Source organism: Leifsonia sp. 2MCAF36 (assembly GCF_052115525.1).
Taxonomy (GTDB): domain Bacteria; phylum Actinomycetota; class Actinomycetes; order Actinomycetales; family Microbacteriaceae; genus Leifsonia.
Window position 1 is genome coordinate 1 of the sequence record NZ_JBFRGV010000010.1, and the last position, 16,481, is coordinate 16,481.

Here is a 16,481-nt window from a genome sequence, read left to right on the forward strand (position 1 = left end):
ATATCGGGGTGTCCACCGTGAAGAACAGGGTGTCGAACCCCGCCGCTGCTGCCCGCTCCACCAGCCCGTAGGAGATCTCGCGTTGCCGCATCACATACAACTGGAACCAGTTCCGACCGGCCGGGTTGACCGCCTTCACCTCCTCGATCGACGTGGTCCCCAACGTGGACAGGGTGAACGGGATCCCCGCCGCCGCCGCCGCCCCGGCACCCGCGGTCTCCCCCTCGGTCTGCATCAACCGGGTGAACCCGGTCGGCGCGATCCCGAACGGCAACGCCGACAGTCCACCCCAAATCTGGCACGACGTGTCCACGGTGGACACATCCTTCAGGATCGACGGGTGGAACTCCACATCCTGAAACGCCTGCCTGGCCCGCGCCAACGACAACTCACCCTCCGCCGCGCCCTCGGTGTAATCGAACGCCGCCTTCGGCGTCCGACGACGAGCAATCCGCGCGAGGTCCTCGATCGTCAACGCAGACTCAAGCCGACGCTTCTTCAGATCCAGCTCCGGCTTCTTGAACTGCATCAACTCCAACAGTTCAACCGGCTTCGGGAATTGGCGAGTCACCATGGGGAAAGATCCTAACGGGGGTCGTAGCGGACGATCTGGGTGGTGCGGGCGACCAGGGCGCGGAGCGTCTCCAGGTCGCCGGTGAGGAGGCCGACGGCGCGGCCCTGGACCAGGACGTTGCCGATGGCGGTGGCCTCGACCGGGCCGGCGAGCACGGGCAGCCCGCTGCGGTCGGCGGTCGCCTGGCAGAGCAGGGCATTGCGCGCTCCGCCGCCGACGATGTGAATGGCCTCCACCCCGACGCCGGTGAGCGAGCCTGCGCGCTGGACCGTATCCCCGAACGCGGCGGCCAGGCTTTCGACGATGACGCGGACCATCCCGGCCGGCGACGCCGGCGCGCGCAGGCCGCGCTCGTCGAACCACGACGCGATGCGAGACGGCATATCGCCGGGGGCGAGGAAGCGCGGGTCGTCCGCGTCGAAGACGTCCGTCGGCCGCGGCAGCTCGGCCGCCTCCGCCAGCAGGCCGGAGAGTCCGACCTGCAGTCCACGGCGCTGCCACTCGCGCAGCGACTCGCTGAGCAGCCACAGCCCCATGACGTTGTGCAGGTAGCGGATGCGGCCGTCCACGCCGCCCTCGTTGGTGAAGTTGGCGGCGCGCCCCTCCTCGGAGACGACGCGATGCTCCAGCTCCACACCGACGAGCCCCCAGGTGCCGCAGGAGATGTACGCGGCGCGGGACGCATCCATCGGCACCGCGACGACCGCCGACGCCGTGTCGTGCGAGCCGACAGCGGTGACGACCGGTCCGGCGCCCGCGAACGGCAAGTCGCGCGCCAGCGTCGGCAGCAGACCGCCGACAGACGTGCCCGCAGAAACCAGCGACGGGAACGCTTCCCGCGGCAGCGCCAGTCGCCCGATGAGCGCGTCGTTCCACTCACCTTCGGCGGTCAGCAGCCCGGTCGTGGAGGCGTTGGTCCGCTCCGCCTGCTGCACCCCGGTCAGCCAGTAGGTGATGAGATCAGGCACCAGGAGGAAGCGATCGGCCGAGTCGAAAGCGCCGTCGGCCGCATCCACCGCCAATTGATAGAGGGAGTTGAACGGCAGGAACTGCAGGCCGCCCTCGCGGTACAGCTCGGCGGGCTCGACAGCCGCTTGCACCAGCGACACGCCCCGCTCGGTGCGCTCGTCGCGGTAGTGGTACGGCTCCCCCACCAGCCGTCCGTTGCGCAGCAGCCCGTAGTCGACCGCCCACGAGTCGACACCGATGCTGCGGAGCGCCGGGTCCGACCGGGAGACGGATGCGAGACCATCGAGCACGCTCGCGTACAGCCCCGTCAGGTTCCAGTGCAGGGCCGCGCGGCTCCCCTCCCACACCCGGACGGGCGTGTTCGGGAAGCGCGCGGCCTCCGTGAGCTCCAGCGTGTTCGCGCCGACCCTAGCGTGCATCACCCGGCCGCTGGTCGCGCCCAGGTCGACGGCGGCGACCGTACCGTCCTGCGTCGCCCTGCCGAGAGGGTTCCCGCTCATCGCAAGAAGGCGGCCGCGACCCCGGCGTCGACCGGGATGTGCAGGCCCGTGGTGTGGTCGAGGTCGCTGGTGCAGAGCACGAACACCGCGTTGGCCACGTGCTCGGGCAGCACCTCGCGCTTGAGCAGCGTGCGCTGGGCGTAGTACTGGCCCAGTTCCTCCTCGGGCACGCCGTAGACCGCGGCGCGCTTGGCGCCCCAGCCGCCGGCGAAGATGCCGGAGCCGCGCACGACCCCGTCCGGGTTGATCCCGTTGACCCGGATGCCGTGCTCGCCGAGCTCCGCCGCGAGCAGTCGCACCTGGTGCGCCTGGTCGGCCTTGGTCGCCGAGTAGGCGATGTTGTTCGGTCCGGCGAAGATGCTGTTCTTGGACGAGATGTAGACGATGTCGCCGCCGAGCTTCTGGTCGATCAGGACCTTCGCCGCGGCACGCGAGACCAGGAACGAGCCCTTCGCCATCACATTGTGCTGCAGGTCCCAATCGGCGTTCGTGGTCTCCAGCAGCGGCTTCGAGATCGACAGGCCGGCGTTGTTGACCACCAGATCGAGGCCGCCGAACGCGAGCAGCGCATCCCGGATGGACGCATCCACCGCCTTCTCATCGGTCACGTCGGCGACGACACCGATCGCGACGTCACTCTTGCCGATCTCGGCAGCGGCAGCCTCCGCTTTGGCCAGGTCGAGGTCGGCGATGACCACGCACGCGCCCTCGGCGGCGAGCCGGGTGGCGATCGCCTTGCCGATGCCCGACGCCGCACCGGTGACGAGCGCGATGCGGCCGGCGAGCGGCTTGGGCTTCGGCATCCGCTGAAGCTTCGCCTCCTCCAGCGACCAGTACTCGATCCGGAACTTCTCCGACTCGTCGATCGGCGCGTAGGTCGAGAGCGCTTCGGCGCCGCGCATGACGTTGATCGCGTTCGTGTAGAACTCGCCGGCGACCCGGGCGGTCTGCTTGTCCTTGCCGTAGGAGAACATCCCGACGCCGGGGATGAGGACGATCGCCGGGTCAGCACCGCGGATCGCCGGCGAGTCGGCGGTCGCGTGCCGGTCGTAGTACGCCTGGTAGTCGGCGCGGTACTGCTCGTGCAGCTCCTCCAGCCGTGCCACCGAGTCCTCGATGGACGCGTCGGCCGGCAGGTCGAGCACCAGCGGCTTCACCTTGGTGCGCAGGAAGTGGTCCGGGCACGAGGTGCCGAGCGCGGCAAGGCGCGGGTGCTCGGACGACGCCAGGAAGTCGAGCACCACGTCGGAGTCGCTGAAGTGGCCGACCTGCACCCGGTCGGTGGATGCGATGGCGCGCAGGTGCGGAGCCAGTTCCGCCGCCTTCGCACGGCGCTCCGCCTCCGGCAACGGCGCGTAGCCGGCCAGAGGCGTGCCGAACGGATCGGGACGGCCATTGGCCGCGATGTAGTCGGCCGCGGTCTGGATGATCCACAGCGAGTTGGCCTCGGCCTCTTCGCTGGTCTCCCCCCACGCCGTGATGCCATGGCCGCCGAGGAGGGTGCCGATCGCCTCGGGGTTCGCCGCCTTGATCGCGGCGATGTCGAGCCCGAGCTGGAAGCCGGGGCGCCGCCAGGGCACCCACACCACGCGTCCGCCGAAGATCGTCTCGGTCAGCGCCTCCCCGTCGGCCGCGGTCGCGATCGCGATCCCGGAGTCGGGGTGCAGGTGGTCGACGTGCGCCGCGTCCACCAGGCCGTGCATGGCCGTGTCGATCGAGGGAGCCGCACCGCCCTTGCCGTGCAACGTGTAATCGAACGCGGCGACCATCTCGTCCTCGCGCTCCACCCCCGGGTAGACATTCTGCAACGCGCGCAGGCGGTCGAGGCGGAGTACGGCCAGGCCGGACTCCTTCAGGGTGCCGAGGTCTCCCCCGGAGCCCTTCACCCACAGCAGCTCCACGGGCTCACCGGTGACCGGGTCGGTCTCGGTGCCCTTGGCCGAGGTGTTGCCGCCGGCATAGTTCGTGTTCTTCGGGTCCGACCCGAGGCGGTTGGAGCGGGCGATCAGCGCCGCGACTGTCTCGTTCGTCATCGGTGTCACGCACCCCATCCGGCTTGGGTGCCGCCCACGCGGTCGGCCTCGATCTTCTGCTGGTACCCGGAGGCCTTGTAGGCGGCCATCGGGTCGGCGGGCAGACCGCGGGACTCGCGCCAGGCGGCCAGGTCGGCACGGACGTCGGTGTTGAACGCATCCATGAACACCGTGTTGGCGGCGAGCACGTCGTTGGCGCGCTGCGCCGCGGCGAGTGCCTCGGTGTCGACGAGAAGCGCCTTGGCCGTCGCCTCCTGCACGTTGAGCACCGAGCGGATCTGCCCGGGGATCTTCGCCTCCAGGTTGTGGCACTGGTCGAGCATGAAGGCCACGTCGGGGTTGGCGTAGCCGCCGCCCTGGATGACCTCGAACAGGATGCGGAACAGCTGGAACGGGTCCGCCGCCCCGACGATCAGGTCATCGTCCGCGTAGAACCGGCTGTTGAAGTCGAACGAGCCGAGCTTCCCGAGCCGCAGCAGCTGCATGACGATGAACTCGATGTTCGTGCCCGGCGCGTGGTGGCCGGTGTCCAGGCAGACGAACGCACGCTCACCGAGAGCGGCGGTCTGGACGTAGCTGGTCCCCCAGTCCGGAACATCGGTGTGGTAGAACGCCGGCTCGAAGAACTTGTACTCCAGCACCAGCCGCTGGCCCTCGGCGATCCGCTCGTAGATCTTCTGCAGGCTCTCCGCCAGGCGGTCCTGACGGGCGCGCATCGAATCCTGACCCGGGTAGTTCGTGCCGTCGGCGAGCCAGATCTTCAGGTCGCGCGAACCCGTCTCGTTCATGATGTCGATGCACTCGAAGTGGTGATCGATCGCCTTGTTCCGGATGCGGTCGTCGGCGTGGGAGATCGAGCCGAACTTGTAGTCGTCGTCCTGGAACGTGTTCGAGTTGACGGTGCCGAGGTCGACGCCGTTGTCCTGCGCGTGCTTGCGCAGGTCGGCGTACGAGTCGACCTTGTCCCACGGGATGTGCAGCGCGACGGTCGGGGCGAGCCCGGTGTGCTTGTGCACCTGGGCCGCGTCCGAGATCTTCTCGAACGGGTCGCGTGCGGTGCCGGGGGTGCCGAACACCTTGAAGCGGGTGCCGGAGTTGCCGAACGCCCAGCTCGGAAGCTCGATCGCCTGCAGCGCCAGCTGGTCGCGGATGGACGTGAAGTCAGTCACTGTTCCTTACGCCTTTCGTGTCGTGTCGTCGTGCGTGTCATCGATCGCAGCGAGCTGGTCCTCGAGATGGAAGATCTCGGGGATCAGCTCGAACGACCGATCGGGCGCTGCCCCGTCGAGGCCGTCGAACAGGCGGCTCATCTCGGCCTGCCAGCGCGTGTTGACCTCCGTGAGGTCCATCCGCCGCTGCGCCGATTCGTAGTCGTCCCGCGCCTCGACGTAGCCGATCAGCCAGCCGTCGTCCGCGAGGAAGAGCGAGTAGTTGTCCCATCCCGTGTCCTTCAGTGCCGTCAGCATGTCCGGCCAGACCGCGGCGTGCCGCGCGCGGTACTCGTCGAGGTGCGCCGGATCGACACGCAGTCGGAAGCACGCACGTTGCATGGCGGTCACCTTCAGGAGAGGGAGGGAGGGGTTCGCCCGGCCGGCCGGAGCCGGCCGGGCGAGGGGTCAGGACAGGATCAGAAGTGGAACTTGTCGATGTTGTCCTTGTTGAAGACGAACGGGTCGCCCAGCAGCACGGTCCCCTTGTCGCCGACCGTGAACGAGCCGAGCTTGCCCGCCTTGAAGGTGTCGCCCTTCTTGCCGGTGATGGTCCCGTCGATCAGCGCCTTCGCGGCGAACGCGGCCAGGTAGCCGAGGTCCTCCGGGTTCCACAGCGCGAACTCGTCGACCGTGCCGTCCTTGACGTAGGCACGCATCTGGTTCGGGGTGCCGAGGCCGGTGAGCTTGACCTTGCCCTTGGCGTCCGACGTCGAGAGGTACCGAGCGGCTGCCGCGATGCCGACCGTGGTGGGCGAGACGATGCCCTTCAGCGTCGGGTGGGTCTGCAGCAGTGCAGCGGTCTTGTCGAAGGAGGTCTGGTCGTCGTCGTTGCCGTAGACGGTGTCGACGAGCTTGACGTTCGGGTGGTCCTTCGCCAGGTCCTTCTTCATCAGGTCGATCCAGGCGTTCTGGTTCGTCGCGTTGGCGGCGGCCGACAGGATGGCGATGTCGCCGCTGTCGCCGATCTCCTTGGCGATGGTGTCCACCTGGATCTTGGCGATGCCCTCGGCCGTGGCCTGGTTGACGAAGACGTCGCGGTACTTGGCGTCGGTGTCGGAGTCGAAGGTGACGACCTTCACGCCGGCCGACTTGGCCTGCGTGAGGGCGCTGCCGAGCGCCGTCGGGTCGTTGGCGGAGAGCACGATCGCGCCGACCTGCTGCTGCGTCAGCGTGTTGATGTAGCTGACCTGCGCGTCGGCGGTGGCGGTCGACGGTCCGACCTGGTTGTAGGTGCCCTTGAAGGACTTGATGGCCGTCTCGCCGCCCTTGTCGGACGTGTCGAAGTACGGGTTGCCGAGGTTCTTGGGCAGGAAGGTGATCTTGTAGTTCTTGTCGCCGGAACCGGAGCCGGAGCCGCCGGAGCTGCTCGAGCAGCCGGTGAGGGCGAGGGCGACGGTGACGACGCCGGCGCCGAAGGCGAGTAGGCGCTTGGTGCGGCGCGAGGTGGAGGGCAACATCGTTGTTCCTTTCGGGGTGGGTGAGTGCAGGTGATGCGGGTGGAACGCGCCTACGGCTGACTTCGCCGTCGGCGGGCACGGGAGCCGCGCGCCCAGGCGAGGATGCGCGGTGAGAGGACGGACAGGATCAGCAGGACGCCGGTGATGATGTTGATGGCGTCGGAGCTGACGTTCGCCAGGCGGAGCGCGCTCTGCAGCACGCCGATCAGGAGCACGCCGGCGATCACGCCGTGCATCGCGCCCTTGCCCCCGAAGATCGAGACGCCGCCGAGCAGCACCGCCGCGATCACGGACAGTTCCAGGCCGACCGCGTTGTCGCCTCGGGCGCTGCCGTAGCGCAGGGTCCAGTAGATGCCGGCCAGCGCGGCGATCAGTCCCGTCAGCAGGAAGGCGATGAACTTGGTGCGCGCGACATGCACGCCAGAGAAGGCGGCCGTCTCGGAGCTGAGCCCGAGGGCGAACAGCCCGCGCCCGTACGGGGTGGCATGCAGCAGCAGCGCGAAGACGATGACGAGCACCACGACCAGCACCATCACGACCGGAATGCCCGAGGTGCCGAAACGCTGCTGTGCGAGGTTCTGCCAGAAGAACGGGAAGTCGGTGATGGCCGTCGTCCCGAGCAGGCCGACCGCGATGCCGCGGAACAGCGCGAGCGTTCCGATCGTCACCGCGAGCGACGGCAAGCCGACCACAGTGACCAGGAACCCGTTCACGGCGCCGCAGACCAGCCCGACCACCAGGCAGACGACGAACGCCCCTTCGATCGGCCAGCCGGCTTTCGTCAGCACGCCCAGGAGGACGCTGCTGAGGCCGAGAGTGCTCGCCACCGACAGGTCGATCTCGCCGGTGACGATCACGAAGGTCATCGGGAGGGCGATCATCAGGATGGGCGTCACATCCAGCAGCAGGAAGCCGAGCGTGACCGGCGTGCCGAAGTTCTGCACGGTCGAGGAGGCCACGATGGCGACCACGATCAGCGCGACGATCACGGCGGACTCGCGGGTCAGCAACCAGCGCTGCCACAGCGGGCGGCTGTAGTCGGGGTAGCTGCGGGTGGACGCGGCGGCGGTGGGCACCTGGGTGTCGGTCACGCGGTGACCTCCCTTTCGGCGACGAGGCGGCGGGACAGCCGCAGAGCGAGGACGCGGTCGAGGACGATGGCGCCGATGATCAGTACGCCGACGACCGCCTGCTGCCAGAAGTCCTGGATTCCGAGGATGGGCAGCGCCCGGTTGATGGTGAGCAGCAGCACAGCACCGAGCACGGCGCCGTACACCGAGCCGCTGCCGCCGAAGATGGCGACGCCACCGATGACCGCAGCTCCGACCGCCTGCAGTTCGAGGCCCGTGCCGGTCTGCGAGCTGACCGTGCCGTAGCGGGCGACGAAGAGCACGCCGGCGAGGCCGGCGGTCGCACCCGAGAGCACGAACGCGGTGAGGATGCGACGCGTCACCTTGAGCCCGTAGAGCTCGGCCGCTGCAGGGTCGGACCCGATCGCGTACAGTTCACGACCGCCTCGCCGGTTCCGCAAGAACCAGCCGGCGACGAGCATGACGAGCACGGCGAGGATGGTGAGGTACGGGATGGTCAGGAACGACCCCGTCCCGAGCCCGAGGAAGCCTGCGGGCATGTCGCTCGCGTTGATCCGGTTGCTGCCTGCCCACAGAACGTCGATCCCGCGGAACGCGTACAGCGTGCCGAGGGTGATGACCAGGGCGGGCACCTTGCCGAACGCGACGAGCGCCCCGTTCACCAGTCCGAGGACGGCCCCGGCCAATGCGCCGATCACGAACACCGCGATGATCGGGATGCCCGGGATGTCGGCGAACAGACGCCCCGTCAGGTAGGCGGTGAGGCCGACGACCGAGCCGACCGACAGGTCGACGTTGCGGGTGATGATCACGATCGCCTGCCCGATCGCCACGAGCGCGAGGATGGCGGGCGTCAGCAGCAGGTCGCGCCAGCCGTCGGCGCTGAACAGGAACGACGGGTTGATGGCCGTTGTCACCGCGATGACGACGAGGATCGCGAGCAGGATGCCGGTCTCGCGCGCCCGGACGAACGAGCGTGCGATCCGGACACCCGCATTGGGCACCTTCTCCGGGGTGAGGGCGGGTGTCGTCATTCGGCGGCCTCCTCGAGAGCGTGGGTCGCCGCGAACATGACGTTCTCGGCGTCGGCGACGGAGCGGTCCAGCTCTGCCGTGATGCGGCCCTCGCGTACAACGAGAACGCGGTCCGCCATCCCGAGCACCTCCGGCAGTTCGGACGAGATCATGAGGATGCCGATGCCCCGCCCGGCCAGCTCGCTGAGCAGCCGGTGCACTTCGGCTTTGGTACCGACGTCGATGCCGCGAGTGGGCTCGTCGATGATCAGTACGCGGGGGTCGGTGGCCAGCCACTTGCCCAGGACGACCTTCTGCTGGTTGCCGCCGGACAGCGTGCCGACGAGCGTGTCGAGGGAGTTGGTCTTGAGCTGGAGCCGGCTGGCCCACACGCGGGCGGCCGAGTTCTCGGAGGCACTGCGGATGAACCCCGCCTTGGTCAGCTTCTTCCGGATGGCCAGGGTGCTGTTGCGCGCGACCGACTCCTCGAGCACCAGACCCTGCTTGCGGCGGTCCTCGGGGACCAGCGCGAGGCCGGCGGCCATCGCAGCGGTCGGCCGGCGCTTGGGAACCGCCCGCCCCTCGACCCGCACACTGCCGGTCTCGTAGCCGTCCACACCGAACACCGCTCGCGCGATCTCGCTGCGGCCGGCGCCGACGAGGCCGGCGAGCGCCACGATCTCGCCGGCGCGAACCGTGAAGCTCACATCGTGGAAGACGCCAGGGGAACTCAGGTGCTCGATGACGAGGAGCGGCTCGCCGATCGTCGTCTCCTGCTTGGGGAACAGCTCGGTCACATCCCGGCCCACCATGCGGCGCACGATCTCGTCCTCGGTGACATCGACCGTGCTATCGGTGGAGACGTAGGCGCCGTCGCGCATGACGGTGATGGTGTCGCAGAGGGAGAACACTTCGTCGAAGCGGTGCGAGATGAAGACGATGCCGCGGCCCTCGTCCCGGAGGCTGCGAGCCACGGCGAACAGCCGCTCGACCTCGACGCCCGAGAGGGCGGCGGTGGGCTCGTCCATGATCAGGAGGCGCGCATCGAGCGAGATGGCCTTGGCGATCTCGATCAGCTGCTGATCGGCGATCGACAGGCCCTCCGCGAGGCGGTCGGGGTCGATGTGGACACCGAGCCGCTGGAAGATCGCGCGGGCCTCGGTGCGCATGCCCTTGCGGTCGATGCGCCCGGCACGGTCGGTCGGCTGCCGGCCCATGAAGATGTTCTCGGTGACCGACAGGTCGGGGAACAGCGTCGGCTCCTGGTAGATGACGGCGATGCCCGCGTTCTTGGCCTCGGCCGTTGTGCTGAAGTCGACCGTCTCGCCGCGGAAGCGCATCTCACCGCTGTCGCGCTGGTACAGCCCGGCGACGATCTTGACGAGAGTGGACTTGCCCGCGCCGTTCTCGCCGACGAGGGCGTGGATCGACGCCTGCTGGACGAGGAGGTCGGCGCGGCTGAGGGCCACGACCTGTCCGAAGGACTTGGCCACGCCGCGGAGTTCGAGAACCGGCGGGCCGCCGGGGGCGGCAGTTGCTGGGGACGTCATTGTCGTGAACGTATCTCCGCGTCGAGCTGTGAACCGTTTCAATTTGAAACGTTGAAATGACCTTGCCAGACCGAATGGGGGTGCGTCAAGTCTTTGGGAAAAACTGACACGGAGCGCGTTGAAACGTGCATAATTGCAGGCACTGCCCCGAACGAAGGAGCCCCATGCCCTCCGCCAGCGTCAAAGATGTCGCCGCGCTCGCCGGTGTTTCCGTCGGGACGGTGTCCAACGTGCTGAACCGCCCCGAGCGCGTCTCCGACGCCGTGGTGCAGCGCGTGCAGTCCGCGATCACAGAGCTCGGCTTCGTGCGCAACAACGCCGCCCGCCAGCTCCGCATGGGTCAGGGCAGCGGCATCGGCATGGTCGTACTCGACGTCGGCAACCCGTTCTTCGCCTCCCTCATCCGCGGCGCGGAGGACAGGGCGGCCCGCGACGGGCTCTCGGTGCTGGTCGGCAACTCGGACGAGAACGAGCAGCGCGAGGCCGGGTACCTGACCATGTTCGAGCAGGAGCGCATCCGCGGCGTGCTGATCTCCCCGGTCGGCGACGCGATCCCGCGCCTGCACCGGCTGCGCGAGCGCGGCATCCCCTCGGTCCTGGTCGACCGCACCAGCCTGGACCGCTCGTTCAGCTCGGTCGCGGTCGACGACGTCGCCGGCGGCCGACTGGCCGCGAAGCACTTGATCGAGCAGGGTTTCCGCCGCATCGCGTTCGCCGGCGGACCGTTCGCGATCGAGCAGGTAGCGGACCGCTACAGCGGCGCCGCCGACGAGCTGGCCGCAGCGTACCCTGGGAGCACGATCGAGAAGCTGGAAACCGAGAACCTGACACTCGAGGGCGGCCAGCGGGTCGGCACGGCGCTCGCATCCCGTGCGCCGGAGGACCGCCCCGACGCGGTCTTCGCCGCGAACGACCTGGTCGCGATCGGCCTGCTGCAGAGCCTCCTGCAGGCGGGCCTGCGGGTGCCGGAGGATGTGGCGCTGATCGGCTACGACGACATCGCGTTCGCCTCGGCGGCCGTGGTGCCGCTGTCGTCCATCCGCCAGCCCAGCCACGAGATCGGTTCGACCGCGATGGACCTGCTGCTCCAGCTCACCGTCCAGCCGGATGCCCCGCCGGTGCACGTCGAGTTCCAGCCGGCGCTCGTCGCGCGAGCGAGCAGCGGCGCGGTCCCCCGCGCCTGAAGGCCGCCAGCGTCCGTCCGGGCCGCCGCCGGCTTCCGTCCGCGCTGTCGCTGCTTCCGTCGGAGATCCGAATGGATTCCGGTCGAATCTCCTGCACGACCGCGGTCCGTCGGAGATTTGAGCACACTTCTCCTTCGCTACAGGCCGCGACCCCTCCGGTAGCATCCCGGTAGAACCACGACGAAGGGGGATGTTCGTGATCGAGTCGAAGCTGCGACCGAAGGTCGTGCTGTGGTGGGGAATCGGCCTGACGCTCGGAGGACTGGTGCTGACCACCGTCTACCCGGCGCTCGCGTATGGGGTGATGCCGCAGAACCTGGGCGCCGGCGGCGTCGACCAGGGCATGCTGACCGCGTCGTCGTACGTGGTGCAGCTGATCAGCCAGGTCGTGCCGCCGCTCGGTGTCGCGCTGATCGGCGCTTCGGTGGTGATGGCGTACGTCGGCCGGCTGCTCGTGCCTGCCGGTAGCGTGCATGAGAAAGGCGCGGCACCCGTCGAGTGACGGGCCCGCGCCTCCGCGAGTGCTGACGGACGTCAGCTCTGCTGCTGCTCGGCCGCGGCCTTCAGCTCGTCGTACTGCTTCCGCACCTCGGTCATGTCGAGTTCGCGAATCTGCGCGATGAGGTCCTCGACGGCCTCGCCCGGCAGCGCGCCGGCCTGCGAGAACAGCGGGATGCCGTCGCGGTACGCGACGAGGGTCGGGATGGACTGGATGCCGTACGACGCGGCGAGCGCCTGCTGCGCCTCGGTGTCGATCTTGCCGAAAGTGACGTCGGTGTGCTGCTCGGACGCCTTCTCGAAGACGGGGGCGAACATGTGACACGGGCCGCACCAGTCGGCCCAGAAGTCGAGCAGCACGATGCCGTCGGCGACGGCCTGGTCGTGGTTGGTCGAAGTGATCTCGGTGGTTGCCATGTCAGCTGAAACGTAATCGGACCAGGCACTATTCCGGCTCAGCTGCCGCGACGCCCGGCGAACACCGCGACGGCCAGCGGGATCACCGAGGCGATCATGATGACGCTCCCGAGCGTCGTGTCGTCGGCGTGCACGATCGCCCCGGCGATGATCGCACCGCCGAATACGACGGCCGCCACCAGCCGCCGGGCCGTGCGTTCCAGTCGCCCGACCCGCTGCTCGAGCCGCGGCGACGTGACTGCGACCGAGCCGTCCTCGACCTGCGTGACCAGCGCATCCAGCCGCTTCGGCAGCCGCCACGCGATCCCCGCGAGCTCGAGGGCCTGCTGCGCGACATCCTGGATGACGTTGCCTCGCTCGTCCCGGATCAGCTGCCCCGCGTACGGCTCGACCGAGTCCCACAGGTTGAACGCAGGGTCGAGCGCGCTGCAGACACCCGACGTGAGCGCCATGGCCCGGATGATGAGGAGGAAGTTCTCCGGCAGCTGGAACGGCAGCGACCGCACCACGTCGCCGAACTCGACCGCGAAATCGCGGAACTCGCGGGGGTCGACCTCCCGCAGCTCAGCGAACCCCATGCCGCCGAACCGGGCGAACAGGTGCGTCATCGCCCGCTCCAGTTCGGCCGTGTCGGCGGTCGGGAGCAGCACGCCCACGTCGCGGATCGCATCCACGAGCCCTTTGCCGTCACGGGATGCCGCAGCGATCAGCAGCTTGCGGAGCCCGCTGCGGGTGCCGGACGGGACCTCGCCCATCATGCCGAAGTCGACGAACGTGAGCTTCCAGGGGCGGCCCTCCGCCCCCTCCGGTCGCGGTGTCACGAAGATGTTGCCCGGGTGCGGGTCGGCGTGGAAGAACCCGTTCGAGAACAGCTGGTCGAACATCACCTCGGCGAACATCGGTGCGACCTCGGCGGGGTCGATGCCGGCGGCGCGCAGCCCCTCCGCCTCCGTGATCTTGATCGCGGTGACGTCCTGCATTGTGAGGACGCGCCGGGTGGTCCGCTCCCAGACGACGGTGGGGACGGCGACGCGCTCGTCGCCCTCGAACTCTTCCGCGAACCGCTCCGAGTTGGCGCCCTCGTGCAGGTAGTCGATCTCTTGGAGGCTGGTGCGGGCGAACTCTTCGACGAGCGCCGGAGCGTCGACGCGGTCGGAGACGAGCCGGACGTGGCTGAGCCAACGGCCGACCCGGCGCAGGGCGGCGAGGTCCACATCCACGATCGCGTCGATGCCGGGACGCTGCACCTTGATGACGACGCCGACCAGCCCGGTGTGCTCGGTCGCCTGCGCCGTCAGGGTGGCCCGGTGAGCCTGCCCGAGGGAGGCGGCCGCCACCGGCACCTCATCGATGGAGGCGAACGCCTGCCCGAGCGGAACGCCCAGCTCGGCCTCGGCGAGGTCGCGGATCGCCGGGAACGGCACGGGCGGGACCTCGTCCTGAAGCCCCTCCAGCTCGCTGGTGATCTCCGGGGGCAGAACATCCAGGCGGGACGACATGAACTGCCCGACCTTGATCATCAGACCACCGAGGTCGACGGCGAGCACATGGAAGCGCTGCGCGAACCGGCGCATCCGCCGCGACCGGGTGCGCGCGGCGACGCCGGCGAGCCCGATCCGCGGCAGGAACAGCTCGTACCACCAGGTGACGGCGAGGTTCCAGCCGGCGAATCGCAGGATGCGGCGGTAGCGGGCGCGGGTGGCCGGTGTCGCCGCGGGGCGAGCCGCGGCGGCCTGGTCAGACGTCACCCGCGTCAGCCCTCGGCGAGGATCGAGTACAGACGCCGGCGTGCCTCCTCGAGCACGCTCACCGCCTCCTGCACCTGCTCGGGGGTTCCGGTGCGGTGCACCTGCGCCGCCGCCTGGGCCAGCGCGACGCCGGCCTTGGGCAGAGCACCCGAGTTCGTCCGTCGCTGGCCGGTCGTGCTGCCGGCGCCGCCGGTCGTACCGTCGGTCTGCCAGGGGGCGGATGCCTCGCTCGCGGCGACCTCCCGGCCGGCCTCGGTCAGAGCGTACGTCTTGCGCCCGTTCGACTCCTCGGCGGTGATGAGGCCCTCGTCGGCGAGCAGCTGCAGCGTCGGGTAGACGGAGCCGGCGCTCGGCTTCCAGCTTCCTCCGCTGCGCTCCTCGATCTCGCGGATGATCTGGTACCCGTGCATCGGCTTCTCAGCCAGTAGGGAGAGCACGGCCGCGCGGACGTCGCCGCGGCCCATGCGCGAGCCGACCTTCTTCTCGAACGTCGAGCGCAACTGCTCGAACGCCTGCCACATGGCGTCCGGGTCCATGCGGGCGCCGAACCCGCCGGTGGGGAATGAGTTGGACATGACAGCCTCCTATCGTCAGCGATACCCAACGATATATCGTTCAGAGGCGGAGGGGAAGGATCTTCAGGCTTCGCTCAGCGAACACGCCCGAGCACCCCGTTCGGGGGCAGTTCCGTACCGCACGGCCCGTTTCCGGATAATCTGCACGGGACCCGAAACGAGAGAATCTCACGTGACCGAAGCCTCCCTTCCGCCCGCCGGCTGGTACCCGAACCCCGACGACCCGTCCGAGCTGCGCTGGTGGGAGGGAGCCGCATGGTCCACTCACACCGCGGAGCCCGGGACGGTGACACCCGCAGCCTCCGTGGGCGGTTCCGGCAAGAAGACTCGCCGCATCCCCGTGAGCACCTGGGTCGGCGGCGCGCTCACCGCGCTGATTCTGCTCCTCGTGGCACCGGCCGGCGTCGGCACCCTTCTGGTCTTCCTCGCACTCGTGGCGATCTTCACCGCGATGTACACGATCATCACGCGTCGGCGCGGGTGGGCACTGCTCCCGAGATCCCGCCGGTTCGCGGGTGCCATCGCGGGTGGCGCCGTCGTGCTGCTGGTGGTCGGAGCGACCGTGTCCGCCGCCGCTCACCCGAGGGACCCGGTGAATGCGGCCGCAACAGTCGCCTCGCCGACCGCGACCCGGACCCCGGCTCCCACTCCGACGAGGACGAGCTCACCGCCGGACGAACCCCTCGACCCGGCGACCGTCGTCGCCGCCGAGAGCGGGCCGTCCGTCGCGCTGGCCGACAACAGCATCACCTCGAAGACAGCGCTCGAGGTGCTCGCGACGCTTCCCGTGAAGGGCAGAGCACCGGCAACCGGGTACCAGCGCACCTCCGACTTCGGGGCGGCCTGGCTGGATGTCGACCGCAACGGCTGCGACACCCGGAACGACATCCTGGCTCGAGACCTGACCGGCATCGTGCGACAGGGGACGTGCACCGTGCTCAGCGGGAGCCTGCACAACCCGTACACGGGAGCCACGATCGGCTTCGTCCGCGGCGCCAAAACCTCGGCGCTCGTGCAGATCGACCACATCGTGCCGCTGCAGAACGCATGGGTGACCGGAGGGCAGCAGCTCACGCAGGCCCAGCGGATCAGCCTGGCCAACGACCCGCTGAACCTCCTCGCGGTGGATGCGCACTCGAACGAGCAGAAGTCGTCCGGCGACGCCGCCACCTGGCTCCCGGCCGACAAGTCATTCCGGTGCGAGTACGTCGCACGTCAGATCTCCGTGAAGGCGACCTACGGACTGTGGGTGACGAGTGCGGAGCAGGCAGCGATGAGCCGCGTGCTGGCCGGGTGCTCCTCGCAGAGTGCCGAATCGTCGACGTTCACGCCGGCCGCTCCGGCACCGACGCCCACCGTTGCGCCCGCGCCGGCACCGGCGCCCGCCCCGGCTCCAGCGCCCGCCCCTGCGCCCGCGCCCGCTCCTGTGCCCGCGCCTGCGCCGGACCCGTTCTACGCCAATTGCACGGAGGTCCGCGCTGCGGGCAAGGCTCCTCTCTACGCAGGCCAGCCGGGCTATTCCCGCAAACTCGATCGGGACGGCGACGGCATCGCCTGCGAATAAGCATCCGACCCGCTCCACCCCGGCCCCCCGGCTGTCGCCCCCCTGCCCCTGTCACCGAGGGGCGAGTAGATGTCGGAAATCCGGCGGAATAAGGGCA

15 protein-coding genes are annotated in these 16,481 nt (G+C 69.2%); 3 read left to right on the forward strand and 12 right to left on the reverse strand.

The genetic code is table 11. From position 1 onward, the window contains the following. From AB4079_RS15145 to AB4079_RS15185, 9 genes are all read right to left on the reverse strand, one after another. The coding region (locus AB4079_RS15145) for an alpha-hydroxy acid oxidase (RefSeq protein ID WP_441788144.1) at nt 1-574 on the reverse strand (574 nt) is incomplete at its 3' end. 11 nt (nt 575-585) lie between these two features. After that, a complete protein-coding gene (locus AB4079_RS15150; protein ID WP_441788145.1) occupies nt 586-2,043 on the reverse strand; it encodes a rhamnulokinase in 1,458 nt (485 codons plus the stop codon). Beyond that, on the reverse strand, nt 2,040-4,076 hold the full coding sequence (locus tag AB4079_RS15155; RefSeq protein ID WP_441788146.1) for a bifunctional aldolase/short-chain dehydrogenase: 2,037 nt from the start codon (nt 4,074-4,076) through the stop codon (nt 2,040-2,042). The genes AB4079_RS15150 and AB4079_RS15155 overlap by 4 nt, the downstream gene beginning before the upstream one ends. Before the next feature lie 5 nt (nt 4,077-4,081). After that, nucleotides 4,082-5,245: an L-rhamnose isomerase gene (gene rhaI, locus AB4079_RS15160; protein WP_441788147.1), complete on the reverse strand. Its 1,164-nt coding sequence runs from the start codon at nt 5,243-5,245 to the stop codon at nt 4,082-4,084. A 6-nt stretch (nt 5,246-5,251) separates the two neighbouring features. Then, nucleotides 5,252-5,626 carry an L-rhamnose mutarotase gene (locus AB4079_RS15165; RefSeq protein ID WP_441788148.1) on the reverse strand — a complete coding sequence of 125 codons (375 nt, stop codon included), beginning with the start codon at nt 5,624-5,626 and terminating at the stop codon, nt 5,252-5,254. 77 nt (nt 5,627-5,703) lie between these two features. Then, nucleotides 5,704-6,744, reverse strand: coding sequence for a rhamnose ABC transporter substrate-binding protein (rhaS, locus tag AB4079_RS15170; protein WP_441788149.1), 1,041 nt, complete (start codon nt 6,742-6,744; stop codon nt 5,704-5,706). 50 nt (nt 6,745-6,794) lie between these two features. Beyond that, the gene (locus AB4079_RS15175) at nt 6,795-7,835 is read right to left on the reverse strand and encodes an ABC transporter permease (RefSeq protein ID WP_441788150.1); all 1,041 of its coding nucleotides are present in this window, start codon (nt 7,833-7,835) and stop codon (nt 6,795-6,797) included. After that, nucleotides 7,832-8,869: an ABC transporter permease gene (locus AB4079_RS15180; RefSeq protein WP_441788151.1), complete on the reverse strand. Its 1,038-nt coding sequence runs from the start codon at nt 8,867-8,869 to the stop codon at nt 7,832-7,834. Before AB4079_RS15180 ends, AB4079_RS15175 begins: the two co-directional genes overlap by 4 nt. Next, nucleotides 8,866-10,398, reverse strand: coding sequence for a sugar ABC transporter ATP-binding protein (locus tag AB4079_RS15185; protein WP_441788152.1), 1,533 nt, complete (start codon nt 10,396-10,398; stop codon nt 8,866-8,868). The genes AB4079_RS15180 and AB4079_RS15185 overlap by 4 nt, the downstream gene beginning before the upstream one ends. A gap of 164 nt (nt 10,399-10,562) precedes the next feature. On the opposite strand from AB4079_RS15185, the gene AB4079_RS15190 reads away from it, so the two are divergent. Together AB4079_RS15190 and AB4079_RS15195 are read left to right on the forward strand one after the other, a co-directional pair. Continuing rightward, a complete protein-coding gene (locus tag AB4079_RS15190; RefSeq protein WP_441788153.1) occupies nt 10,563-11,582 on the forward strand; it encodes a LacI family DNA-binding transcriptional regulator in 1,020 nt (339 codons plus the stop codon). Between the two features lie 196 nt (nt 11,583-11,778). Beyond that, nucleotides 11,779-12,084, forward strand: coding sequence for a hypothetical protein (locus tag AB4079_RS15195; protein ID WP_441788154.1), 306 nt, complete (start codon nt 11,779-11,781; stop codon nt 12,082-12,084). Between the two features lie 32 nt (nt 12,085-12,116). Here the strand turns inward: AB4079_RS15195 and trxA are convergent, their stop codons facing one another. The 3 genes from trxA to AB4079_RS15210 are packed head-to-tail and all read right to left on the reverse strand — an operon-like array spanning nt 12,117 to nt 14,820. After that, nucleotides 12,117-12,497, reverse strand: a complete 381-nt coding sequence (gene trxA / locus AB4079_RS15200) for a thioredoxin (protein ID WP_441788155.1) — start codon at nt 12,495-12,497, stop codon at nt 12,117-12,119. A gap of 38 nt (nt 12,498-12,535) precedes the next feature. Next, complete coding sequence (locus AB4079_RS15205) at nt 12,536-14,245, reverse strand: ABC1 kinase family protein (RefSeq protein ID WP_441788156.1); 1,710 nt, start codon at nt 14,243-14,245, stop codon at nt 12,536-12,538. 5 nt (nt 14,246-14,250) lie between these two features. Continuing rightward, on the reverse strand, nt 14,251-14,820 hold the full coding sequence (locus AB4079_RS15210; protein ID WP_441788157.1) for a PadR family transcriptional regulator: 570 nt from the start codon (nt 14,818-14,820) through the stop codon (nt 14,251-14,253). 172 nt (nt 14,821-14,992) lie between these two features. Here AB4079_RS15210 and AB4079_RS15215 point away from each other — a divergent pair, with 172 nt between their 5' ends. Further along, the gene (locus AB4079_RS15215; RefSeq protein WP_441788158.1) at nt 14,993-16,384 is read left to right on the forward strand and encodes an excalibur calcium-binding domain-containing protein; all 1,392 of its coding nucleotides are present in this window, start codon (nt 14,993-14,995) and stop codon (nt 16,382-16,384) included. Nucleotides 16,385-16,481 lie beyond the last annotated feature (97 nt).